Here is a 16232-nt window from a genome sequence, read left to right on the forward strand (position 1 = left end):
TCGCTACGGTGAGGGATGACAAGCAAGCGGATCGACCGACGGGAGTGAGCGCGCATGCCTCGCGACGCCAAGCCGATCACCTCGGTGTGGACACGTCCGCATCGCCCGCAGCGAGAGCAGCTGACGCGGGAGCAGATCGTGACCGCGACGATCGAGCTGCTGGACGTGGAGGGGGTGGAGGCGCTCAGCATGCGCAAGCTCGGAACTCGTCTGAAGGCCGGGGCCACTTCCCTCTACCGGCATGTGGCCAATCGGGACGAGCTGATCCAGCTAGCCGTGGACGATGTGTTCGGTGAGCTGGACCCGCCGGCCGCCGCCACCCACGGGACATGGCGCACGGCGGTCGCCCGCGCCGCCACCGACCTGCGGGCAATGGTCCTGCGCCACCCCTGGGTCGGCCCCGAACTCGGCCAGGTCGGGCTACTCCACGTCGGCCCGAACGCCGTCCGCATGACATCGGGTCTCCTCGCGCAGTTCCAGGCGGCCGGTTTCCCTGCAGGTGAGGAGGACCAAGCCGCTGGGGCGCTCATGTCCTACGTCGTCGGGATCGCCACCAGCGAGGCCGCGTACCTCTCGCTGATCGCCCGCAGTGGTGTCTCCGAGCGCGAATGGCTGTCGGGCCACAGCCCGGACTTCGGTGAGGAGGTAGACCCGCGGCAGGTGCGCGAGGACCGCTTCGCATATGGACTCGACCGGATCCTCGACGGCCTCGCCGGCCGGCTCACGCAAGGCAATGACGGTGGTTCTCGCCCCACCGGACGGTGACATCGCGAGCGAGCCCGGATGAAGTCGCTTGACGATCTCCTGAGCCGCATGGGCCGACCCGCCAAGACCCGGGGCATACGAGAGGCTGCACCACGTGAACCGCTTGGGCAGCGCAACCTCGACTTGGACCTCGCTTCACTTGGCGAGTCGGCGATAGTTGATCAGGCTGGTGGATATGGCAGTGAAGGCGAGGAAGTGCTCGGGCTTGGACTCGTAGCGTCGGTGCAGCCGGCGGCAGCCTGCGAGCCAGGACATGGTCCGCTCGACGACCCATCGGTGACGTCTCAGTCGCTGTGATGTCTCGATCCCTCGACGGGCGATCCGAGGTGCGATGCCCCGCTCACGGAGCCACCGCCGCAGGTGGGGGTAGTCGTAGCCTTTGTCCCCGTGGAGCTTGTCGGGTCGTCGACGACGGGGGCCCGACGGCTTCGGGCCGGGGGTATCGACGCGACGAGCGGCTGCAGAGCGAGACTGTCGTGGGCGTTCGCAGCGGAGATGGCGACCGCGACCGGCAGACCGGGCCGGTCGGTGACGAGATGGATCTTCGATCCCTTCTTACCGCGATCGGTCGGATTCGGTCCGGTCAAAAGCCCCCTTTGAGGGCCCGGACGCTCACCGAGTCGACAGCGAAACGCGACCAGTCCAGCTCTCCCCGGGTGCCGAGTCCATCCAGGATGACCCGGTGCGGACGGGCCCAGACCCTGTCCTTGCTCCAGCGGGCGAAACGCCGGTAAACCGTCGGCCAGGCCGGCCCGAACAACGGCGGCACCTGCCGCCACGTGCACCCCGACGTCGCCACGAACACGATCGCGGCCAGACATTCACGATCCCCCGCCCGCCGACGGCCACCTCCCTGCGGGCGTATCACCACCGTCTCCGGCACCACCCTGCGGAACAACTCCCACAACTCATCCGGCACCAGCCGTTCAGTGAGACTCGTCATGCTCAGCACAACGAGCCAGCCCGCCAAAGGAAACGACGTCTTACCCCGACCTGCACCGCCGTCCCGGCCACGTGCTGCCGTCGTCGTCCCGGTCGGACGGTACGGCGACGTCGGCGGCCCGCCCGAGCCCGGGCCGAACACCCGGTATGGCCGCCGCCGGTCGGGCCACCGGGGAAACGGCCGCTGGTTCCCGCACGTCACCTGGGACCCGAGGAACCCTGACCACCACCCCGGACGACACGGCCGCCCAGCTCCCCGGGCTGTGCGCACCACCGGCGGGCGGTCGCGTGGTCGGGCGTACGACGACGGTCACCGCAACGCAATCGCCACGCGGCCAGTACTCATCGGGGCTCTGACGGAAGCCCACAACTTGGGCCGCGCTTTACTGTCGCCTCGGCCGCCCTCATACCCGTGAGTCACTGATCAGACTGGTGGATCCCGCTGACCACAGGCTACGAGGGGAACCACTCATGAACGGCTCGCGCATCGTCGCCGTCGGCCACTACCAGCCCGCCAAGGTGCTCACCAACAAGGACCTGGCGGATCTGGTCGAGACAAGTGACGAGTGGATCACGAGCCGGGTGGGCATTCGCACACGGCACATCGCAGGACCCGACGAACCGGTCGACGAGCTGGCCGGCCACGCCGCCGCCAAGGCACTGGCCTCGGCCGGTCTCGGCCCGGAGGCCATCGACCTGGTCGTGGTCGCCACCTCCACCGCCATCGACCGCTCCCCGAACATGGCGGCCCGGGTCGCGAACCGGCTCTCCATCCCGAACCCGGCCGCCATGGACGTCAACGTCGTCTGCGCCGGGTTCACCCACGCCCTGGCCACCGCCGACCACGCGGTACGCGCGGGGGCCGCCACCAGGGCACTGGTCATCGGCGCCGACAAGATGTCCGAGGTCACGGACTGGGCCGACCGCACGACCTGCGTCCTCGTCGGGGACGGGGCGGGCGCGGCCGTCGTCGAGGCCGCCGAGGAACCCGGCATTGGGCCGGTGCTGTGGGGATCGGTGCCCGAGATGGGCAACGCCGTGCGGATCGAGGGCACCCCGCCGCGCTTCGCGCAGGAGGGCCAGAGCGTCTACCGCTGGGCCACCACCAAGCTGCCTCCCATCGCCCGCGCGGCGTGCGAGAAGGCCGGACTCACGCCCGCCGACCTCGCCGCGGTCGTCCTGCACCAGGCCAATCTGCGGATCATCGAGCCCCTCTCGACGAAGATCGGCGCGGTCAACGCCGTGGTCGCGAAGGACGTCGTCGACTCGGGGAACACCTCGGCCGCGAGCATCCCCCTCGCCTTCTCCAAGCTCGTCGAACGCGGCGAGATCTCCAGCGGCGACCCCGTGCTGCTGTTCGGTTTCGGCGGGAACCTGTCGTACGCCGGACAGGTGGTCCGCTGCCCGTGAGTGGCTGAGCAGGTCGTTCGCGGTGCCGCCAGGGTGCCGCTCGCGGCGGTGTGACGAGGCGTACTCGTCGGTCCTCTGGTCATCGCGGGTCGTAGACTGTAGACGAAAGACAATCCATACTGGCCGTTGACTCGGACTTTCCAGTTCTTTCCGGTACGGGCCGTCGGCTTTCCGTGTGCAGTACACCCAGTGGTGCTCTGGAGGGGGACCCGATGTTGTCGACAGGACTTCCGCAAGGGGCGGTGCCCAAGCTCGAACGCCCCGGCCCGCTGCGCGACCGCGTCTACGAGGCCCTGCTCGAACTCATCACCACGCGCGCGCTGCGCCCCGGCCAGCACCTCGTCGAGAGCGAACTCGCCGGGCACCTCGGGGTGTCCCGGCAGCCCGTGCGCGAGGCCCTGCAGCGCCTCAACACCGAAGGCTGGGTCGACCTCCGGCCCGCCCAGGGCGCCTTCGTCCACGAGCCGACGGAGGCGGAGGCGGACCAACTGCTGACGGTCCGTACCCTGCTGGAGGCCGAGGCCGCCCGCCTCGCCGCGGCGAACGCCGGCACGGCGGGCATCACGGCCCTGGAGGAACTCTGCGCGCAGGGCGAGGGGGCCGTCGGCGCCGACGACGTGGACGCGGCCGTCACCCTGAACGCCCGCTTCCACGCCAAGGTCATGGAGCTGGCCGGCAACACGGTCCTCGCCGAACTCGCCGCCCAGGTCGACCGCCGGGTCCGCTGGTACTACACGCCCGTCGCCCGGCAGCGCGGCAACGAGTCCTGGATCGAACACCGCGAACTGATCGCCGCCATCGCCGCCCGCGACGAGGCCCGCGCGACGCAGGTCATGCGAGCGCACACGGAACACACGCGCAAGACGTACCACGAGCGGGAGAATTGACATGCAACCCCTCCCTGAAGGGAGGGGCTTCTGGCCTTCCGGCCTGGTGCTGCGTCGCTACGCGGCGCGGTCCCAGGTGCGGATTCCTTGGCTTCCTGCTTCTTCACGCCCCGCCATGGCCTTGGGCCAGGGTCTTCCGGGCGCTCCACGGGCATGTACCGCTTGTCCAGCGGCGTGTTCGACGTTGATCGCGGCGTTGATGTCGCGGTCCAGGTGCGCACCGCATGCGGGGCAGTCCCATTCCCTGATGTGCAGGGGTTTGGGGCCGTCGATGTGGCCGCACTGTGAGCAGCGGCGGGTGGTCGGTTCGAACCGGCCGATCTGGACGAAGGTCCGTCCGTACCGTTCGCATTTGTACTGGAGCATGTTCACGAATGCTGACCAGCCCGCGTCGTGCACGCTCTTGGCCAGCCGTGTGCGTGCCATTCCGGAGACCGCCAGGTCCTCCACGGCGACCGCTTGGTGTTCGCGGACGATGCGGGTGGACAGGTGGTGGTGGAATTCGCGGCGTGCGTCGGCGACTTCGGCGTGGGCGCAGGCGGCCTTCTGCCGGGCCTTGGCCCGGTTCTTCGACCCTTTCTCCTTACGGGACAGCTCGCGCTGGGCCTTCTTCAGCTTCTTCTCCGCCCTGCGCAGGAACCTGGGCGAGGCGATCTTCGTGCCGTCGGACAGGACGGCGAAGTGCTTGAGTCCAAGGTCGATGCCGACGGTCGGGAGGTCGTCGGCATCGGGTGCGGCCGCCAGGTCGGTGGCGGGGTCGGTTTCGATGACGAAGCCGGCGAAGTACCGTCCGGCCGCGTCCTTGATGACGGTGACGCTGGAGGGGGTGGAGGGCAGGGTGCGGGAGAAGCGGACCGGGACCGTACCCACCCCGGGCAGGACCAGGCGCCCCTTGTCGTCGATCTTGAAGCGGGCGTTCTTGGTGAAGCGGATGGACTGCCGGTTGCCCTTGCGGGACTTGAACGCCGGAGGTTTCACCCTGGGGCCCCTACGCTCGCCCTTCAGGCCCGCGAAGAAGGCCGCATAGGCAGCGCCGAGGTCCCGCAGGGACTGCTGGAGCACCACCGCACTGACCTCGGCCAGCCAGGCCCGCTCGGGTGTCTGCTTGGCCTGCGTGATCAGCATGGCCGACAGCTCGGCCATCGTCGGGGGCTTGCGTCCTTCGGCGCGTGCCTTCTCGCGGGCGGCGATGGCGTCGTTGTACACCACCCGTGCGCACCCGAACGCGCGGGCCAGCGCGGTGCGCTGGCCCGGAGTCGGGGTGAGACGGAAGGAGTACCTGAGCTGCATGACGGCCAACCTACATACTTGGGTTATGGGTGAGATGCAGACGATCAGAACTGGTCGCACTGTGCTTTTGTGATGCATGTCCACTTGAACGTCTCCTCCCGCCGGCTGCGCCAGGAGTTCCCCGACCTGGTGCGTCACTACTGGCGGGCCAACAAGCTGTGGTCGGGCTCGTACTTCGTCGGGACCGTGGGCGGCGCCCCGCTGTCCGTGGTGAGGCAGTACATCGAACAGCAGAACCCGCCGGTGTGAGCTGTGCCCCGGCTCTGCCGGGAGCGAGCCGTCACGGCGGCCGCACGGTGCCCGGCTCCGCCGGACGAACAGCTGCGACGCTCCGCGTCGCGACTATCAGATTCGCTTCACCACCGGCCTGAAGGCCGATGCACTGCGAATGAATCCCGGTAGCGGGCGGGGAGGCCGGCCGGCGGCTAGGTTCGTCCGATGGCCGTGTACATCGAGTTCAATGACCAGAGTCGTCCGGCGAAGCATTTCACCGACGAGTCGTTCGACAGGGACAAGGTGGCTCACACCTACAGCTACGAGTTGCTGCCGCATGGCGTCGTGGCCGTGTACCGGGCCGTGCGTCCGGTGAAGCGCGATCAGATGGGCGAGCCGACGAGCTTCGAGGAGATCGGTGTGTTCGGTCCGTCCGCCTGGTTCTCGATCCAGGGTGACCGCTTCACTCGCTGACCGGACCCCTCGCATCCCCTCGGCGTCCCCACACGGTCTCCTTTGTCCTCTCAGTGGAGAAAGTCTGCGCTAATTGCTGCGCGACTTCTTCCCAGGCCCGGCAGCCGCTGCTACGTTCCCCTCGAAAGCCAAGCACGGCGGTGCCGATGAGGCGGGGAGGGGCTTGTGAGACGTATGACAGCTCGACCTGCCAACGCGCACCAGGCCAGGCTGCTGCGGCTGTTGCGGGACGGTGGGCCCAACTCCCGGGCCCAGCTCGGCGACCGGGTCGACCTCTCGCGGTCGAAGCTGGCCGTGGAGGTGGACCGGCTGCTGGAGACGGGGCTCGTCGTGGCGGACGGACTCGCCGCCTCGCGCGGTGGGCGCCGCTCGCACAACATCCGGCTCGCCCCCCAACTCCGTTTCCTCGGCGTCGACATCGGTGCCACCTCGATCGATGTCGCCGTCACCAACGCCGAGTTGGAGATCCTGGGCCACATCAACCAGCCCATGGACGTACGGGACGGCCCGGTCGCCGTCTTCGAACAGGTGCTGTCCATGGCCGCCAAGCTGCGCGCCTCCGGGCTCGCGGAGGGGTTCGACGGCGCCGGTATCGGCGTCCCCGGACCGGTCCGCTTCCCCGAGGGCGTCCCCGTCGCCCCGCCGATCATGCCGGGCTGGGACGGGTTCCCGGTGCGCGAGGCGCTCAGCCAGGAACTCGGCTGCCCCGTCATGGTCGACAACGACGTGAACCTCATGGCGATGGGTGAGCAGCACGCGGGCGTCGCCCGTTCCGTGGGCGACTTCCTGTGCGTCAAGATCGGCACCGGCATAGGCTGCGGCATCGTCGTCGGCGGCGAGGTCCACCGCGGGACGACGGGCAGTGCCGGCGACATCGGGCACATCCTCGCCGTACCGGACGGCCGCCCCTGCGCCTGTGGCAACCGGGGCTGCCTGGAGGCCCACTTCAGCGGCGCCGCCCTCGCCCGCGACGCCAACGACGCCGCCCAGCAGGGACTTTCGGTGGAACTCGCCTCCCGGCTGGAGATCAACGGCACCCTGACCGCCGTCGACGTGGCCGCCGCGGCCGCCGCCGGCGACGCCACCGCCCTAAACCTCATACGCGAGGGCGGCAACCGCACCGGCCAGGTCATCGCCGGACTCGTCAGCTTCTTCAACCCCGGCCTGGTCGTGATCGGCGGCGGGGTGACCGGCCTCGGCCACACCCTGCTCGCCGCGATCCGCACCCAGGTCTACCGCCAGTCACTTCCCCTCGCCACCAACAACCTGCCCATCGTGCTGGGGGAACTCGGACCCACCGCCGGAGTCATCGGCGCGGCCCGCCTCATCAGCGACCACCTGTTCTCACCCGCGTAGGCCGTTTCCCACCACAAGGCCTCACCGGTCGGCGCCCCGCTCCGCCCCGCGTCGCCCCGCCCTGCCCTGAACACGCCTGCCCACGCACGCGCAACGCCCTGCAACCGGCCCGCACGCCCGCCAAGGGGAACTCATGGCACCAGAATTACCGCTGCTCACCATGTCCGGCATCACCAAGTCGTTCCCCGGAGTCCGGGCCCTGGACGGCGTCGACCTCGACGTCCAGGCCGGAGAGGTCCACTGTCTGCTCGGCCAGAACGGCGCCGGGAAGTCCACCCTGATCAAGGTCCTGGCCGGCGCCCACCAGCCCGACGACGGCACCATCACCTGGCGGGGCGAGCCCGCCACCCTGAAGTCCCCGATCGCCGCCATGAGCCTCGGGATCGCCACCATCTACCAGGAACTCGACCTGGTCGAGGGCCTGTCGGTGGCCGAGAACGTCCACCTCGGCCATGAACCCACGGCCGCCGGTTTCGTCGTACGAGGGAAAGCGGCGCGTGCGTCGACAGCCGCCCTGCTCAAGCGGCTTGGGCACCCGGAGGTCGATCCGGCGCGGCTCGTGGGTGAGTTGTCGGCGGCGCAGCGGCAGATCGTCTCCATGGCGCGGGCGCTCTCCCACGACGTACGGCTGATCGTGATGGACGAGCCGTCGGCCGCGCTCGATCCGGACGAGGTCGACAACCTGTTCAGGATCGTGGGGGACCTGACGGCCGCCGGGGTGGCTGTCGTCTACATCTCGCACCGCCTGGAGGAGATCCGGCGGATCGGCGACCGCGTGACCGTCCTGAAGGACGGGCGGGCCGTGGCCGGCGGGCTGCCCGCGAAGTCCACGCCGACGCGCGAGGTCGTGGCGCTGATGACGGGACGGAACGTCGAGTACGTCTTCCCCGACCGGCCCGTCGCGCCGCCCACCGGGAGCGCACCCGTGCTGGAGGTGCGGGGGCTGGCGCGCGCCGGTGAGTTCGAGCCCCTCGACCTGGAGGTGCGGCCCGGCGAGATCGTGGGCCTCGCCGGACTCGTCGGCTCGGGGCGGTCGGAGATCCTGGAGACGATCTACGGCGCCCGGAAGCCCACGGCGGGCTGGGTGAGCGTCGACGGGCGGCCGTTGAGGCCCGGCAGCGTACGCGCCGCCGTACGGGCCGGGCTCGGGCTCGCCCCCGAGGAGCGCAAGGCGCAGGGGCTGCTGATGCTGGAGTCCGTCACCAGAAACGTCTCCGTGTCGTCGATGGGCCGCTTCGCGCGCGTCGGCTGGATCGACCGGAGCGCCGAACACCGCGCCGCACGGGCCGCGACCCGCGAGCTGTCCCTGCGCCCCGACAATCCCGACGTACCGGTCCGCACGCTCTCCGGAGGCAACCAACAGAAGGCGGTGCTCGCCCGCTGGCTGCTGCGCGGCTGCCGGGTCCTGCTGCTCGACGAGCCCACCCGGGGCGTCGACGTGGGCGCCCGCGCCGAGCTGTACGCGGTGGTGCGCCGGCTCGCCGACGAAGGGCTCGCCGTGCTGCTGGTCTCCAGCGAGGTGCCCGAAGTCCTCGGCCTCGCCGACCGGGTGCTCGTCCTGCGCGAGGGCCGGGTCGTGCATACGGCGCCCGCCCGTGAGCTGGACGAACACCGTGTCCTCGACCTCGTGATGGAAGGAAGCCCGGTGGACAGTGTGGCAAGTCCGGCGGCCAGTGCGGGAAGTCCGGTGGCCGGTGCGGGGAGCCCCGTGACCGGTGAAGGGAGCCCGGCGTCATGACCCAGCCCGTGTCCCCGCCCCGAGGGACGGACAAGGTGACACCTGTCGACGCACCGCCCGCCTGGCGGGCCCGCGTGTTCCGCGCCGACGTCCGCACCCTCTCGCTCCTCGGTGTCCTCGCCGCGCTGATCCTCATCGGCGGTTTCACCAGACCCGACGAGTTCCTCGACACCCGCAATCTCCAACTCGTCCTCACCCAGGCGTCGGTGATCGGTGTCGTCACCGTCGGCATGACCTTCGTCATCACCTCCGGCGGCATCGACCTGTCCGTCGGCGCGATCGTCGCCCTGGCGTCCGTGTGGGCGACGACCGTGGCCACCCAGGAGTACGGATTCGCCGGCATCCTCTTCACGGCGGTGATCGTCGGCGTCGGCTGCGGGCTGGTGAACGGGCTGCTCGTCGCCTACGGCGGGGTGGTCCCCTTCATCGCCACCCTCGCCATGCTCGCCTCGGCCCGCGGACTCGCCCTGCAGATCACCGACGGCAGCACCCAGGTCGTCACCGTCGACTCCGTCCTGGAGCTCGGCGAGCGCGAGGCGTACGTCCTCGGGATCCCGCCGCTCGTCCTGGTCTTCGCGGTCGTGACGATCATCGGCTGGCTCGTGCTGAACCGCACCACCTTCGGCCGGCGCACGGTCGCCGTCGGCGGCAACGCGGAGGCGGCCCGGCTCGCGGGCATCGACGTCCGCCGCCAGCGGCTCTATCTGTACCTGCTCTCCGGGCTGTGCTGCGGCATCGCCGCGTTCCTGCTGATCGTGCTGTCCGGCTCGGGCCAGAACACCAACGGCAACCTCTACGAACTCGACGCCATCGCCGCCGTGATCATCGGCGGAACCCTTCTCAGCGGGGGACGGGGCACCATCACCGGCTCCGTCATCGGCGTCCTGATCTTCACCACGATCACCAACATCTTCGCGCTCAACAACCTGCAGAGCGACGTCCAGCAGATCGCCAAGGGCGCGATCATCGTCGCCGCGGTCCTGGTCCAACGACGTACGGCAAGCACGACCTGAGACACCGAAGAGCCGACACGGGAAAGGTCCACCGCCATGCCAGAGAACACCAGCCGCAGAAGACTGCTCTTCGGAACCGCCGCCGTCTCGGCCGGCGCCCTCCTCGCCGGTTGCACCAGCAACGAAGCCAAGGACGACCCGGCCGCCGACAAGCAGCCGGCCGCCGACGACAAGCCCGGCAAGGCGGTCACCATCGGCTTCGCCGGACCGCAGGCCGACCACGGCTGGCTCAACGCGATCAACCAGAACGCCAAGAGCCGCGCCGAGCGGTACGAGGACGTCACGCTGGAGATCACCGAGGGCTCCAACGACACCGCCCAGCAGATCGGGCAGATCGAGACCCTCATCAACAAGAAGGTCGACGTCCTGGTGGTGCTGCCCGCCGACGGCAAGGCGCTCACCCAGGTCGGTCTCAAGGCGATGCGGGCCGGCATCCCCGTCGTCAACCTCGACCGGATCTTCAACTCCCCGCAGGCGTACCGCTGCTGGATCGGCGGCGACAACTACGGCATGGGGCTCAACGCCGGGCACTACATCGGCGAGCAGCTCAAGGACAAGGGCGACGCCCGGGTCATCGAGCTGGCCGGACTCGACAACCTGGAGCTGACCAAGCAGCGCACCAAGGGCTTCGACGACGCGCTGAAGAACTACCCGAACATCAAGAAGGTGGCACGCCAGGCCGCCGAGTTCACGGTCGAGTCGGGCCAGGCCAAGATGGCCCAGCTCCTCCAGGCCCAGTCGAACTTCGACGCCCTGTGGAACCACGACGACGACCAGGGCGTGGGTGCCCTGCGCGCCATCGAGCAGGCCGGGCGCGACGACTTCCTGATGGTCGGCGGCGCGGGCGCGCTCTCCGCGTTCCAGGCGATCAAGAAGGACGACGGGGTGCTGAAGGCCACCGTCCTCTACCCGCCGACCATGGCCGCCTCCGCGATCGACCTCGCCCGCGCCCTCGGCCAGGGCAAGGGCGTCGGCGGCCTCGCCGAGTTCGAGATCCCGTCCTCGCTGACCCTCTACTCGGCCGTCGTGGACAAGGCCAACGTCGACCAGTACATGTCCACGGGCTTCAAGTGACGAGACCCGCCGACGGGGTCTGACCGCCGATGGGGACCCGAACCCCCGACCCCCGCACTCGCGGTCAGGCCCCAGCGCCCCACCGCGCCGCCACCACGAGGAGGACACACGCATGGGACAGCCGCAGCAGCCCGACCAGGCCGAGGCGGAGGAGTCAGGAAGGCCCCGGCCCGGGGGAGGGGTCTGGCCCGCCGGGCACGCCGGGGGGCTCGGCGCGCCGCCGCTGCGCGTCGGCATGGTCGGCTACGCCTTCATGGGGGCCGCCCACTCCCAGGGCTGGCGCACGGCGGGCCGGGTCTTCGAACTGCCGCTCAGTCCCGTGCTGGCCGCCGTGTGCGGGCGGGACGCCGACGCGGTGCGGACCATGGCGGACCGGCACGGGTGGGCGTCGACGGAGACCGACTGGCGGGAGCTGATCGCCCGGGACGACATCGACCTGGTCGACATCTGCACCCCCGGCGACAGTCATGCCGAGATCGCCCTCGCCGCTCTCGCCGCGGGCAAGCACGTGCTCTGCGAGAAACCCCTCGCCAACACGGTCGCGGAGGCCGAGGCGATGGCGGCGGCGGCCGAAGAGGCATACTCGCGTGGCCAGTTGGCCATGGTCGGCTTCAACTACCGTCGCGTACCCGCCACCGCGCTCGCCCGCCGTATGGTCGCCGAGGGCCGGCTGGGAGCCCTGCGGCACGTGCGGGTGACGTACCTCCAGGACTGGCTCGTCGACCCGGAGTTCCCTCTGACCTGGCGCCTGCGCAAGGAGTCGGCCGGCTCCGGGGCGCTCGGCGACCTCGGCGCCCACATCGTCGACCTCGCGCAGTACGTGGCCGGCGAGCCGGTGGTCGGCGTGTCCGCGCTGATGGAGACCTTCGTCCGCGAACGTCCCCTGCCCGCGGGCGCCTCCGCGGGCCTCGCGTCCACCGGCGGCACGGCGGGCAGGGGCGCGGTCACCGTCGACGACACGGCCCTGTTCACCGGCCGCCTCGCCTCCGGCGCCGTCGCTTTCTTCGAGGCCACCCGCTTCGCCACCGGCCGCAAGAACGCCCTGCGCATCGAACTCAACGGCGAGCGCGGCTCGTTGGCCTTCGACCTGGAGCGCCTCAACGAACTCGCCTACCACGACCACACCGAACCCGCCGCCCACGCCGGGTTCCGCCGCATCCTCGTCACCGAGCCCGACCACCCCTACCTGGACGCCTGGTGGCCGCCGGGCCACGGCCTCGGCTACGAGCACACCTTCGTCCACCAGGCCCGTGACCTGGTCCACGCCGTCGCGGCGGGCCACCGGCCCGAGCCGTCCTTCGCCGACGGGCTCCAGGTGCAGCGCGTGCTCGCGGCGGTCGAGGAGAGCGCCGAGAAGAACTCCGTCTACACCCCGACCCACACCCCCACCACGGTCTGAGGAGACCCGGACATGCCGCGCGACTTCACGCTGTTCACCGGCCAGTGGGCCGACCTGCCCCTCGAAGAGGTCTGCCGCCTCGCCCGCGACTTCGGCTACGACGGTCTCGAACTCGCCTGCTGGGGCGACCACTTCGAGGTCGACAAGGCGCTCGCCGACCCGTCCTACCTGGACTCCCGGCACCAGCTCCTGGAGAAGTACGGCCTGAAGTGCTGGGCCGTCTCCAACCACCTCGTGGGGCAGGCCGTGTGCGACGCCATCATCGACGAGCGCCACCGCGCCATCCTGCCCGCTCGCATCTGGGGCGACGGCGAGCCCGAGGGCGTACGCCGGCGGGCCGCCACCGAGATGGCCGACACCGCGCGGGCGGCGGCCGCCCTCGGCGTCGACACCGTCATCGGTTTCACCGGCTCCGCCATCTGGCACCTGGTCGCCATGTTCCCGCCCGCCCCCGAGTCGATGATCGAGCGCGGCTACGACGACTTCGCGGCGCGCTGGAACCCGATCCTCGACGTCTTCGACGCCGAGGGCGTGCGCTTCGCCCACGAGGTCCACCCCAGCGAGATCGCCTACGACTACTGGACGACCCAGCGAGCCCTCGAAGCCGTCGACCGCCGCCCGGCGTTCGGCCTGAACTTCGACCCCTCGCACTTCGTGTGGCAGGACCTCGACCCGGTCGGCTTCCTGTGGGACTTCCGCGACCGGATCTACCACGTGGACTGCAAGGAGGCCCGCAAGCGCCTCGACGGCCGCAACGGCCGCCTCGGCTCGCACCTGCCCTGGGGCGACCCCCGGCGCGGCTGGGACTTCGTCTCGGCGGGCCACGGCGACGTCCCCTGGGAGGACGTCTTCCGGATGCTCCGCTCGATCGACTACCGGGGACCGATCTCCGTCGAGTGGGAGGACGCCGGCATGGACCGGCTCCAGGGCGCCCCCGAGGCCCTGACCCGCCTCAAGGCGTTCGACTTCGAACCGCCGTCGGCCGCCTTCGACGCGGCGTTCGGCGGCAACGACTAGGCCCGGCGCACCACAGGGCCACCTGTTGACCGGGCCCTCACGGCCCGGTCGTGTCTCCGGGGTGACGGCGCACCCCGGCGTACCGCACACACCCGTACACCTCCGTACGACCAGCCCCTCTCTGGAGGCATTTCGTGCACCCGTACGACGACAACAGACACCCCACCAGCCCCTTCGGGCGCCGCCGAGTGCGCGGGCCCATCGCCCTGCTCAGCGGTCTGCTGCTCGCCGGTGCCTCGCTCTCGCTGACCGCGCCCGCCGCGGGCGCGGCCGACGCCCAGAAGGCAGGCGCCCCGAAGACGGGCGCCGCCGCGGCCGAGGACTTCCAGCAGGTCACCCTCGCCAAGGGCGAACCGGAGGTCGGCGAGCCCATGTCGCTGGCCGTCCTCCCGGACCGCTCGGTCCTGCACACCTCGCGCGACGGTGAACTGCGGCTGACCGACGCCGCGGGCAACACCAGCCTCGCCGGCAAGCTCGACGTGTACGCGCACGACGAGGAGGGCCTGCAGGGCATCGGAGTCGACCCGGACTTCGCCGACAACCGCTTCATCTACCTCTACTACGCGCCCCCGTTGAACACCCCGGCCGGTGACGCCCCCGAGACCGGTACGGCCGCCGACTTCGCGCCCTTCGACGGCGTCAACCGGCTCTCCCGCTTCGTCCTGAAGACCGACGGCACGCTCGACAAGGCCAGCGAGAAGAAGGTCCTCGACGTCCCCGCCTCCCGGGGCATCTGCTGCCATGTCGGCGGCGACATCGACTTCGACGCGGCGGGCAACCTGTACCTGTCGACGGGCGACGACAGCAACCCGTTCCAGTCGGACGGCTTCACCCCCATCGACGAACGCGCCAACCGCAACCCCGCCTTCGACGCCCAGCGCACCTCCGGCAACACCAACGACCTGCGCGGCAAGATCCTGCGCATCAAGGTCGGCGCCGACGGCTCCTACACCATCCCCGACGGCAACCTCTTCGCCCCGGGCACGGACAGGACCCGCCCCGAGATCTACGCGATGGGCTTTCGCAACCCCTTCCGCTTCAGCGTCGACAAGAAGACCGGCGTCCTCTACGTCGGTGAGTACGGCCCCGACGCGGGCGCCGCCAGCCCCTCGCGCGGCCCGGCCGGGCAGGTCGAGTTCGCCCGCGTGACCAAGCCGGGCAACTTCGGCTGGCCGTACTGCACCGGCAAGAACGACGCCTACGTCGACTACGACTTCGCCACCGGCACCTCGGGCGCGGCCTTCGACTGCGCGGCCCCGAAGAACACCTCGCCGAACAACACCGGCCTGACCGACCTGCCCCCCGCCGAGCCCGCCTGGATCCCCTACAACGGCGCCAGCGTCCCCGACTTCGGCGACGGCTCCGAGTCACCCATGGGCGGCCCGGTCTACCACTACGACGCCTCGCTCGACTCCCCGGTGAAGTTCCCCGAGGCCTACGACGGCGACTTCTTCGCCGGTGAGTTCGGCCGCCGCTGGATCAAGCGCATCACCAGCGACGGCGACGGCACCGTGCGGTCCATCAGCGACGTGCCCTGGACCGGCACCCAGATCATGGACATGGCCTTCGGCCCGGACGGCGCGCTGTACGTCCTCGACTACGGCATCTCCTGGTTCGGCGGTGACGAGCACTCCGCCCTCTACCGCATCGAGAACGCCACCGACGGCCACTCCCCGGTCGCCGCCGCGTCGGCCGACCGCACCTCGGGCCAGGCGCGACTGCGGGTCCGCTTCTCCTCAGAGGGCACCAGCGACCAGGACGGCGACGCCCTGACCTACAGCTGGGACTTCGGCGACGGCGGCACCTCCACGGCCGCCAACCCCCGGTACACCTACCGGACGAACGGCACCTACACCGCGACCGTGACCGCCAAGGACAGCACCGGCCGCACCGGCAGCGCGAGTGTGCGGATCGTGGTCGGCAACACCGCGCCCGAGGTCGAGCTGCGACTGCCCGAGGACGGGCAGCTGTTCGCGTTCGGTGACGCCGTGCCGTTCAGGGTGAAGGTGAGCGACAAGGAGGACGGCACCCCCATCGACTGCGCCAAGGTCAAGGTCACCTTCGTCCTCGGCCACGACAGCCACGGCCACCCGGTGACCTCCGCCAACGGCTGCACCGGCACCATCCAGACCAGCGCCGACGGCGGCCACGACGAGAACGCCAACATCTTCGGGGTGTTCGACGCCGAGTACACCGACGGCGGAGGCGGCGGCCAGGCCCCGCTGACCACCCACGACCAGAACGTCGTCCAGCCCACCCACCGCCAGGCCGAGCACTACGGCGACTCCTCGGGCATCGCGGTCCAGTCGAAGGACACCGCACACGGCGGCAAGACCGTCGGCAACATCGACGACGGGGACTGGATCTCCTTCGAGCCGTACGTCCTGTCCGACGCCGAGAAGATCACCGCACGTGTCTCCTCAGGCGGCGCCGGCGGCACGCTGGAGGTCCGCGCCGGCTCGCCGGCCGGCCGTCTCCTCGGCAGCGCCACCGTGCCGGTGACCGGCGGCTGGGACACCTTCCAGGACGTCACGGCCGACCTGGCCAGGGGCCCGCGCGGCAGCACCACGCTCTACCTGGTCTTCAAGGGGAGCGACTCAGGTGGCCTGTTCGACGTGGACGACTTCACCTTCACGAAGCGGTGAGGGGGCACC

The 16232-nt window shown here is 70.4% G+C and carries 12 protein-coding genes and 2 pseudogenes; 12 read left to right on the forward strand and 2 right to left on the reverse strand.

The features are described from left to right. The first annotated feature begins 54 nt into the window (after positions 1 to 54). The gene (locus tag STRBO_RS0112925; protein WP_005482508.1) at positions 55 to 765 is read left to right on the forward strand and encodes a TetR/AcrR family transcriptional regulator; all 711 of its coding nucleotides are present in this window, start codon (positions 55 to 57) and stop codon (positions 763 to 765) included. A gap of 135 nt (positions 766 to 900) precedes the next feature. Here the strand turns inward: STRBO_RS0112925 and STRBO_RS42790 are convergent. Then, positions 901 to 1708 (reverse strand): annotated as a pseudogene (locus STRBO_RS42790) (IS5 family transposase). A gap of 470 nt (positions 1709 to 2178) precedes the next feature. Between STRBO_RS42790 and STRBO_RS0112940 the strand changes: the two are divergent. Then, positions 2179 to 3117 carry a beta-ketoacyl-ACP synthase III gene (locus STRBO_RS0112940; protein WP_005482512.1) on the forward strand — a complete coding sequence of 313 codons (939 nt, stop codon included), beginning with the start codon at positions 2179 to 2181 and terminating at the stop codon, positions 3115 to 3117. A 212-nt stretch (positions 3118 to 3329) separates the two neighbouring features. Further along, positions 3330 to 4004, forward strand: a complete 675-nt coding sequence (locus STRBO_RS0112945) for a GntR family transcriptional regulator (protein WP_028796629.1) — start codon at positions 3330 to 3332, stop codon at positions 4002 to 4004. A gap of 57 nt (positions 4005 to 4061) precedes the next feature. On the opposite strand, the gene STRBO_RS0112950 is transcribed toward STRBO_RS0112945, so the two are convergent. Then, positions 4062 to 5294, reverse strand: a complete 1233-nt coding sequence (locus STRBO_RS0112950; RefSeq protein WP_005482516.1) for an RNA-guided endonuclease InsQ/TnpB family protein — start codon at positions 5292 to 5294, stop codon at positions 4062 to 4064. Between the two features lie 93 nt (positions 5295 to 5387). Here STRBO_RS0112950 and STRBO_RS40090 point away from each other — a divergent pair. The 9 genes and pseudogenes from STRBO_RS40090 to STRBO_RS0112995 all read left to right on the forward strand — a co-directional run. Then, a pseudogene (locus STRBO_RS40090) lies at positions 5388 to 5543 on the forward strand (transposase); the annotation flags it as partial. A gap of 189 nt (positions 5544 to 5732) precedes the next feature. Continuing rightward, positions 5733 to 5981 carry a hypothetical protein gene (locus tag STRBO_RS0112960; RefSeq protein ID WP_005482519.1) on the forward strand — a complete coding sequence of 83 codons (249 nt, stop codon included), beginning with the start codon at positions 5733 to 5735 and terminating at the stop codon, positions 5979 to 5981. Positions 5982 to 6155: 174 nt separating this feature from the next. Then, entirely contained in the window at positions 6156 to 7337 is a 1182-nt protein-coding gene (locus STRBO_RS0112965) for an ROK family transcriptional regulator (protein ID WP_005482521.1), read from the forward strand. A gap of 133 nt (positions 7338 to 7470) precedes the next feature. Next, positions 7471 to 9075: a sugar ABC transporter ATP-binding protein gene (locus STRBO_RS0112970; protein WP_005482523.1), complete on the forward strand. Its 1605-nt coding sequence runs from the start codon at positions 7471 to 7473 to the stop codon at positions 9073 to 9075. Then, positions 9072 to 10088 carry an ABC transporter permease gene (locus tag STRBO_RS0112975; RefSeq protein ID WP_020114289.1) on the forward strand — a complete coding sequence of 339 codons (1017 nt, stop codon included), beginning with the start codon at positions 9072 to 9074 and terminating at the stop codon, positions 10086 to 10088. Before STRBO_RS0112970 ends, STRBO_RS0112975 begins: the two co-directional genes overlap by 4 nt. A 36-nt stretch (positions 10089 to 10124) precedes the next feature. Then, on the forward strand, positions 10125 to 11162 hold the full coding sequence (locus STRBO_RS0112980; RefSeq protein WP_005482526.1) for a substrate-binding domain-containing protein: 1038 nt from the start codon (positions 10125 to 10127) through the stop codon (positions 11160 to 11162). 112 nt (positions 11163 to 11274) lie between these two features. Continuing rightward, on the forward strand, positions 11275 to 12561 hold the full coding sequence (locus tag STRBO_RS0112985; protein ID WP_005482528.1) for a Gfo/Idh/MocA family protein: 1287 nt from the start codon (positions 11275 to 11277) through the stop codon (positions 12559 to 12561). A gap of 12 nt (positions 12562 to 12573) precedes the next feature. Beyond that, on the forward strand, positions 12574 to 13578 hold the full coding sequence (locus STRBO_RS0112990) for a sugar phosphate isomerase/epimerase family protein (protein WP_005482530.1): 1005 nt from the start codon (positions 12574 to 12576) through the stop codon (positions 13576 to 13578). A gap of 134 nt (positions 13579 to 13712) precedes the next feature. Next, positions 13713 to 16223 carry a PQQ-dependent sugar dehydrogenase gene (locus STRBO_RS0112995; protein ID WP_005482532.1) on the forward strand — a complete coding sequence of 837 codons (2511 nt, stop codon included), beginning with the start codon at positions 13713 to 13715 and terminating at the stop codon, positions 16221 to 16223. Positions 16224 to 16232 lie beyond the last annotated feature (9 nt).

The organism is Streptomyces bottropensis ATCC 25435, from assembly GCF_000383595.1.
In the GTDB taxonomy this organism is placed as follows: Bacteria; Actinomycetota; Actinomycetes; order Streptomycetales; family Streptomycetaceae; genus Streptomyces; species Streptomyces bottropensis.

What these genes read in the sequence shown, in the direction of transcription:
- STRBO_RS0112925 (WP_005482508.1), top strand. Translation starts at nt 55, where the DNA reads ATGCCTCGCGACGCCAAGCCGATCACCTCGGTGTGGACACGTCCGCAT.
- STRBO_RS0112940 (WP_005482512.1), top strand. Translation starts at nt 2,179, where the DNA reads ATGAACGGCTCGCGCATCGTCGCCGTCGGCCACTACCAGCCCGCCAAG.
- STRBO_RS0112945 (WP_028796629.1), top strand. Translation starts at nt 3,330, where the DNA reads ATGTTGTCGACAGGACTTCCGCAAGGGGCGGTGCCCAAGCTCGAACGC.
- STRBO_RS0112950 (WP_005482516.1), bottom strand. Translation starts at nt 5,294, where the DNA reads ATGCAGCTCAGGTACTCCTTCCGTCTCACCCCGACTCCGGGCCAGCGC.
- STRBO_RS0112960 (WP_005482519.1), top strand. Translation starts at nt 5,733, where the DNA reads ATGGCCGTGTACATCGAGTTCAATGACCAGAGTCGTCCGGCGAAGCAT.
- STRBO_RS0112965 (WP_005482521.1), top strand. Translation starts at nt 6,156, where the DNA reads ATGACAGCTCGACCTGCCAACGCGCACCAGGCCAGGCTGCTGCGGCTG.
- STRBO_RS0112970 (WP_005482523.1), top strand. Translation starts at nt 7,471, where the DNA reads ATGGCACCAGAATTACCGCTGCTCACCATGTCCGGCATCACCAAGTCG.
- STRBO_RS0112975 (WP_020114289.1), top strand. Translation starts at nt 9,072, where the DNA reads ATGACCCAGCCCGTGTCCCCGCCCCGAGGGACGGACAAGGTGACACCT.
- STRBO_RS0112980 (WP_005482526.1), top strand. Translation starts at nt 10,125, where the DNA reads ATGCCAGAGAACACCAGCCGCAGAAGACTGCTCTTCGGAACCGCCGCC.
- STRBO_RS0112985 (WP_005482528.1), top strand. Translation starts at nt 11,275, where the DNA reads ATGGGACAGCCGCAGCAGCCCGACCAGGCCGAGGCGGAGGAGTCAGGA.
- STRBO_RS0112990 (WP_005482530.1), top strand. Translation starts at nt 12,574, where the DNA reads ATGCCGCGCGACTTCACGCTGTTCACCGGCCAGTGGGCCGACCTGCCC.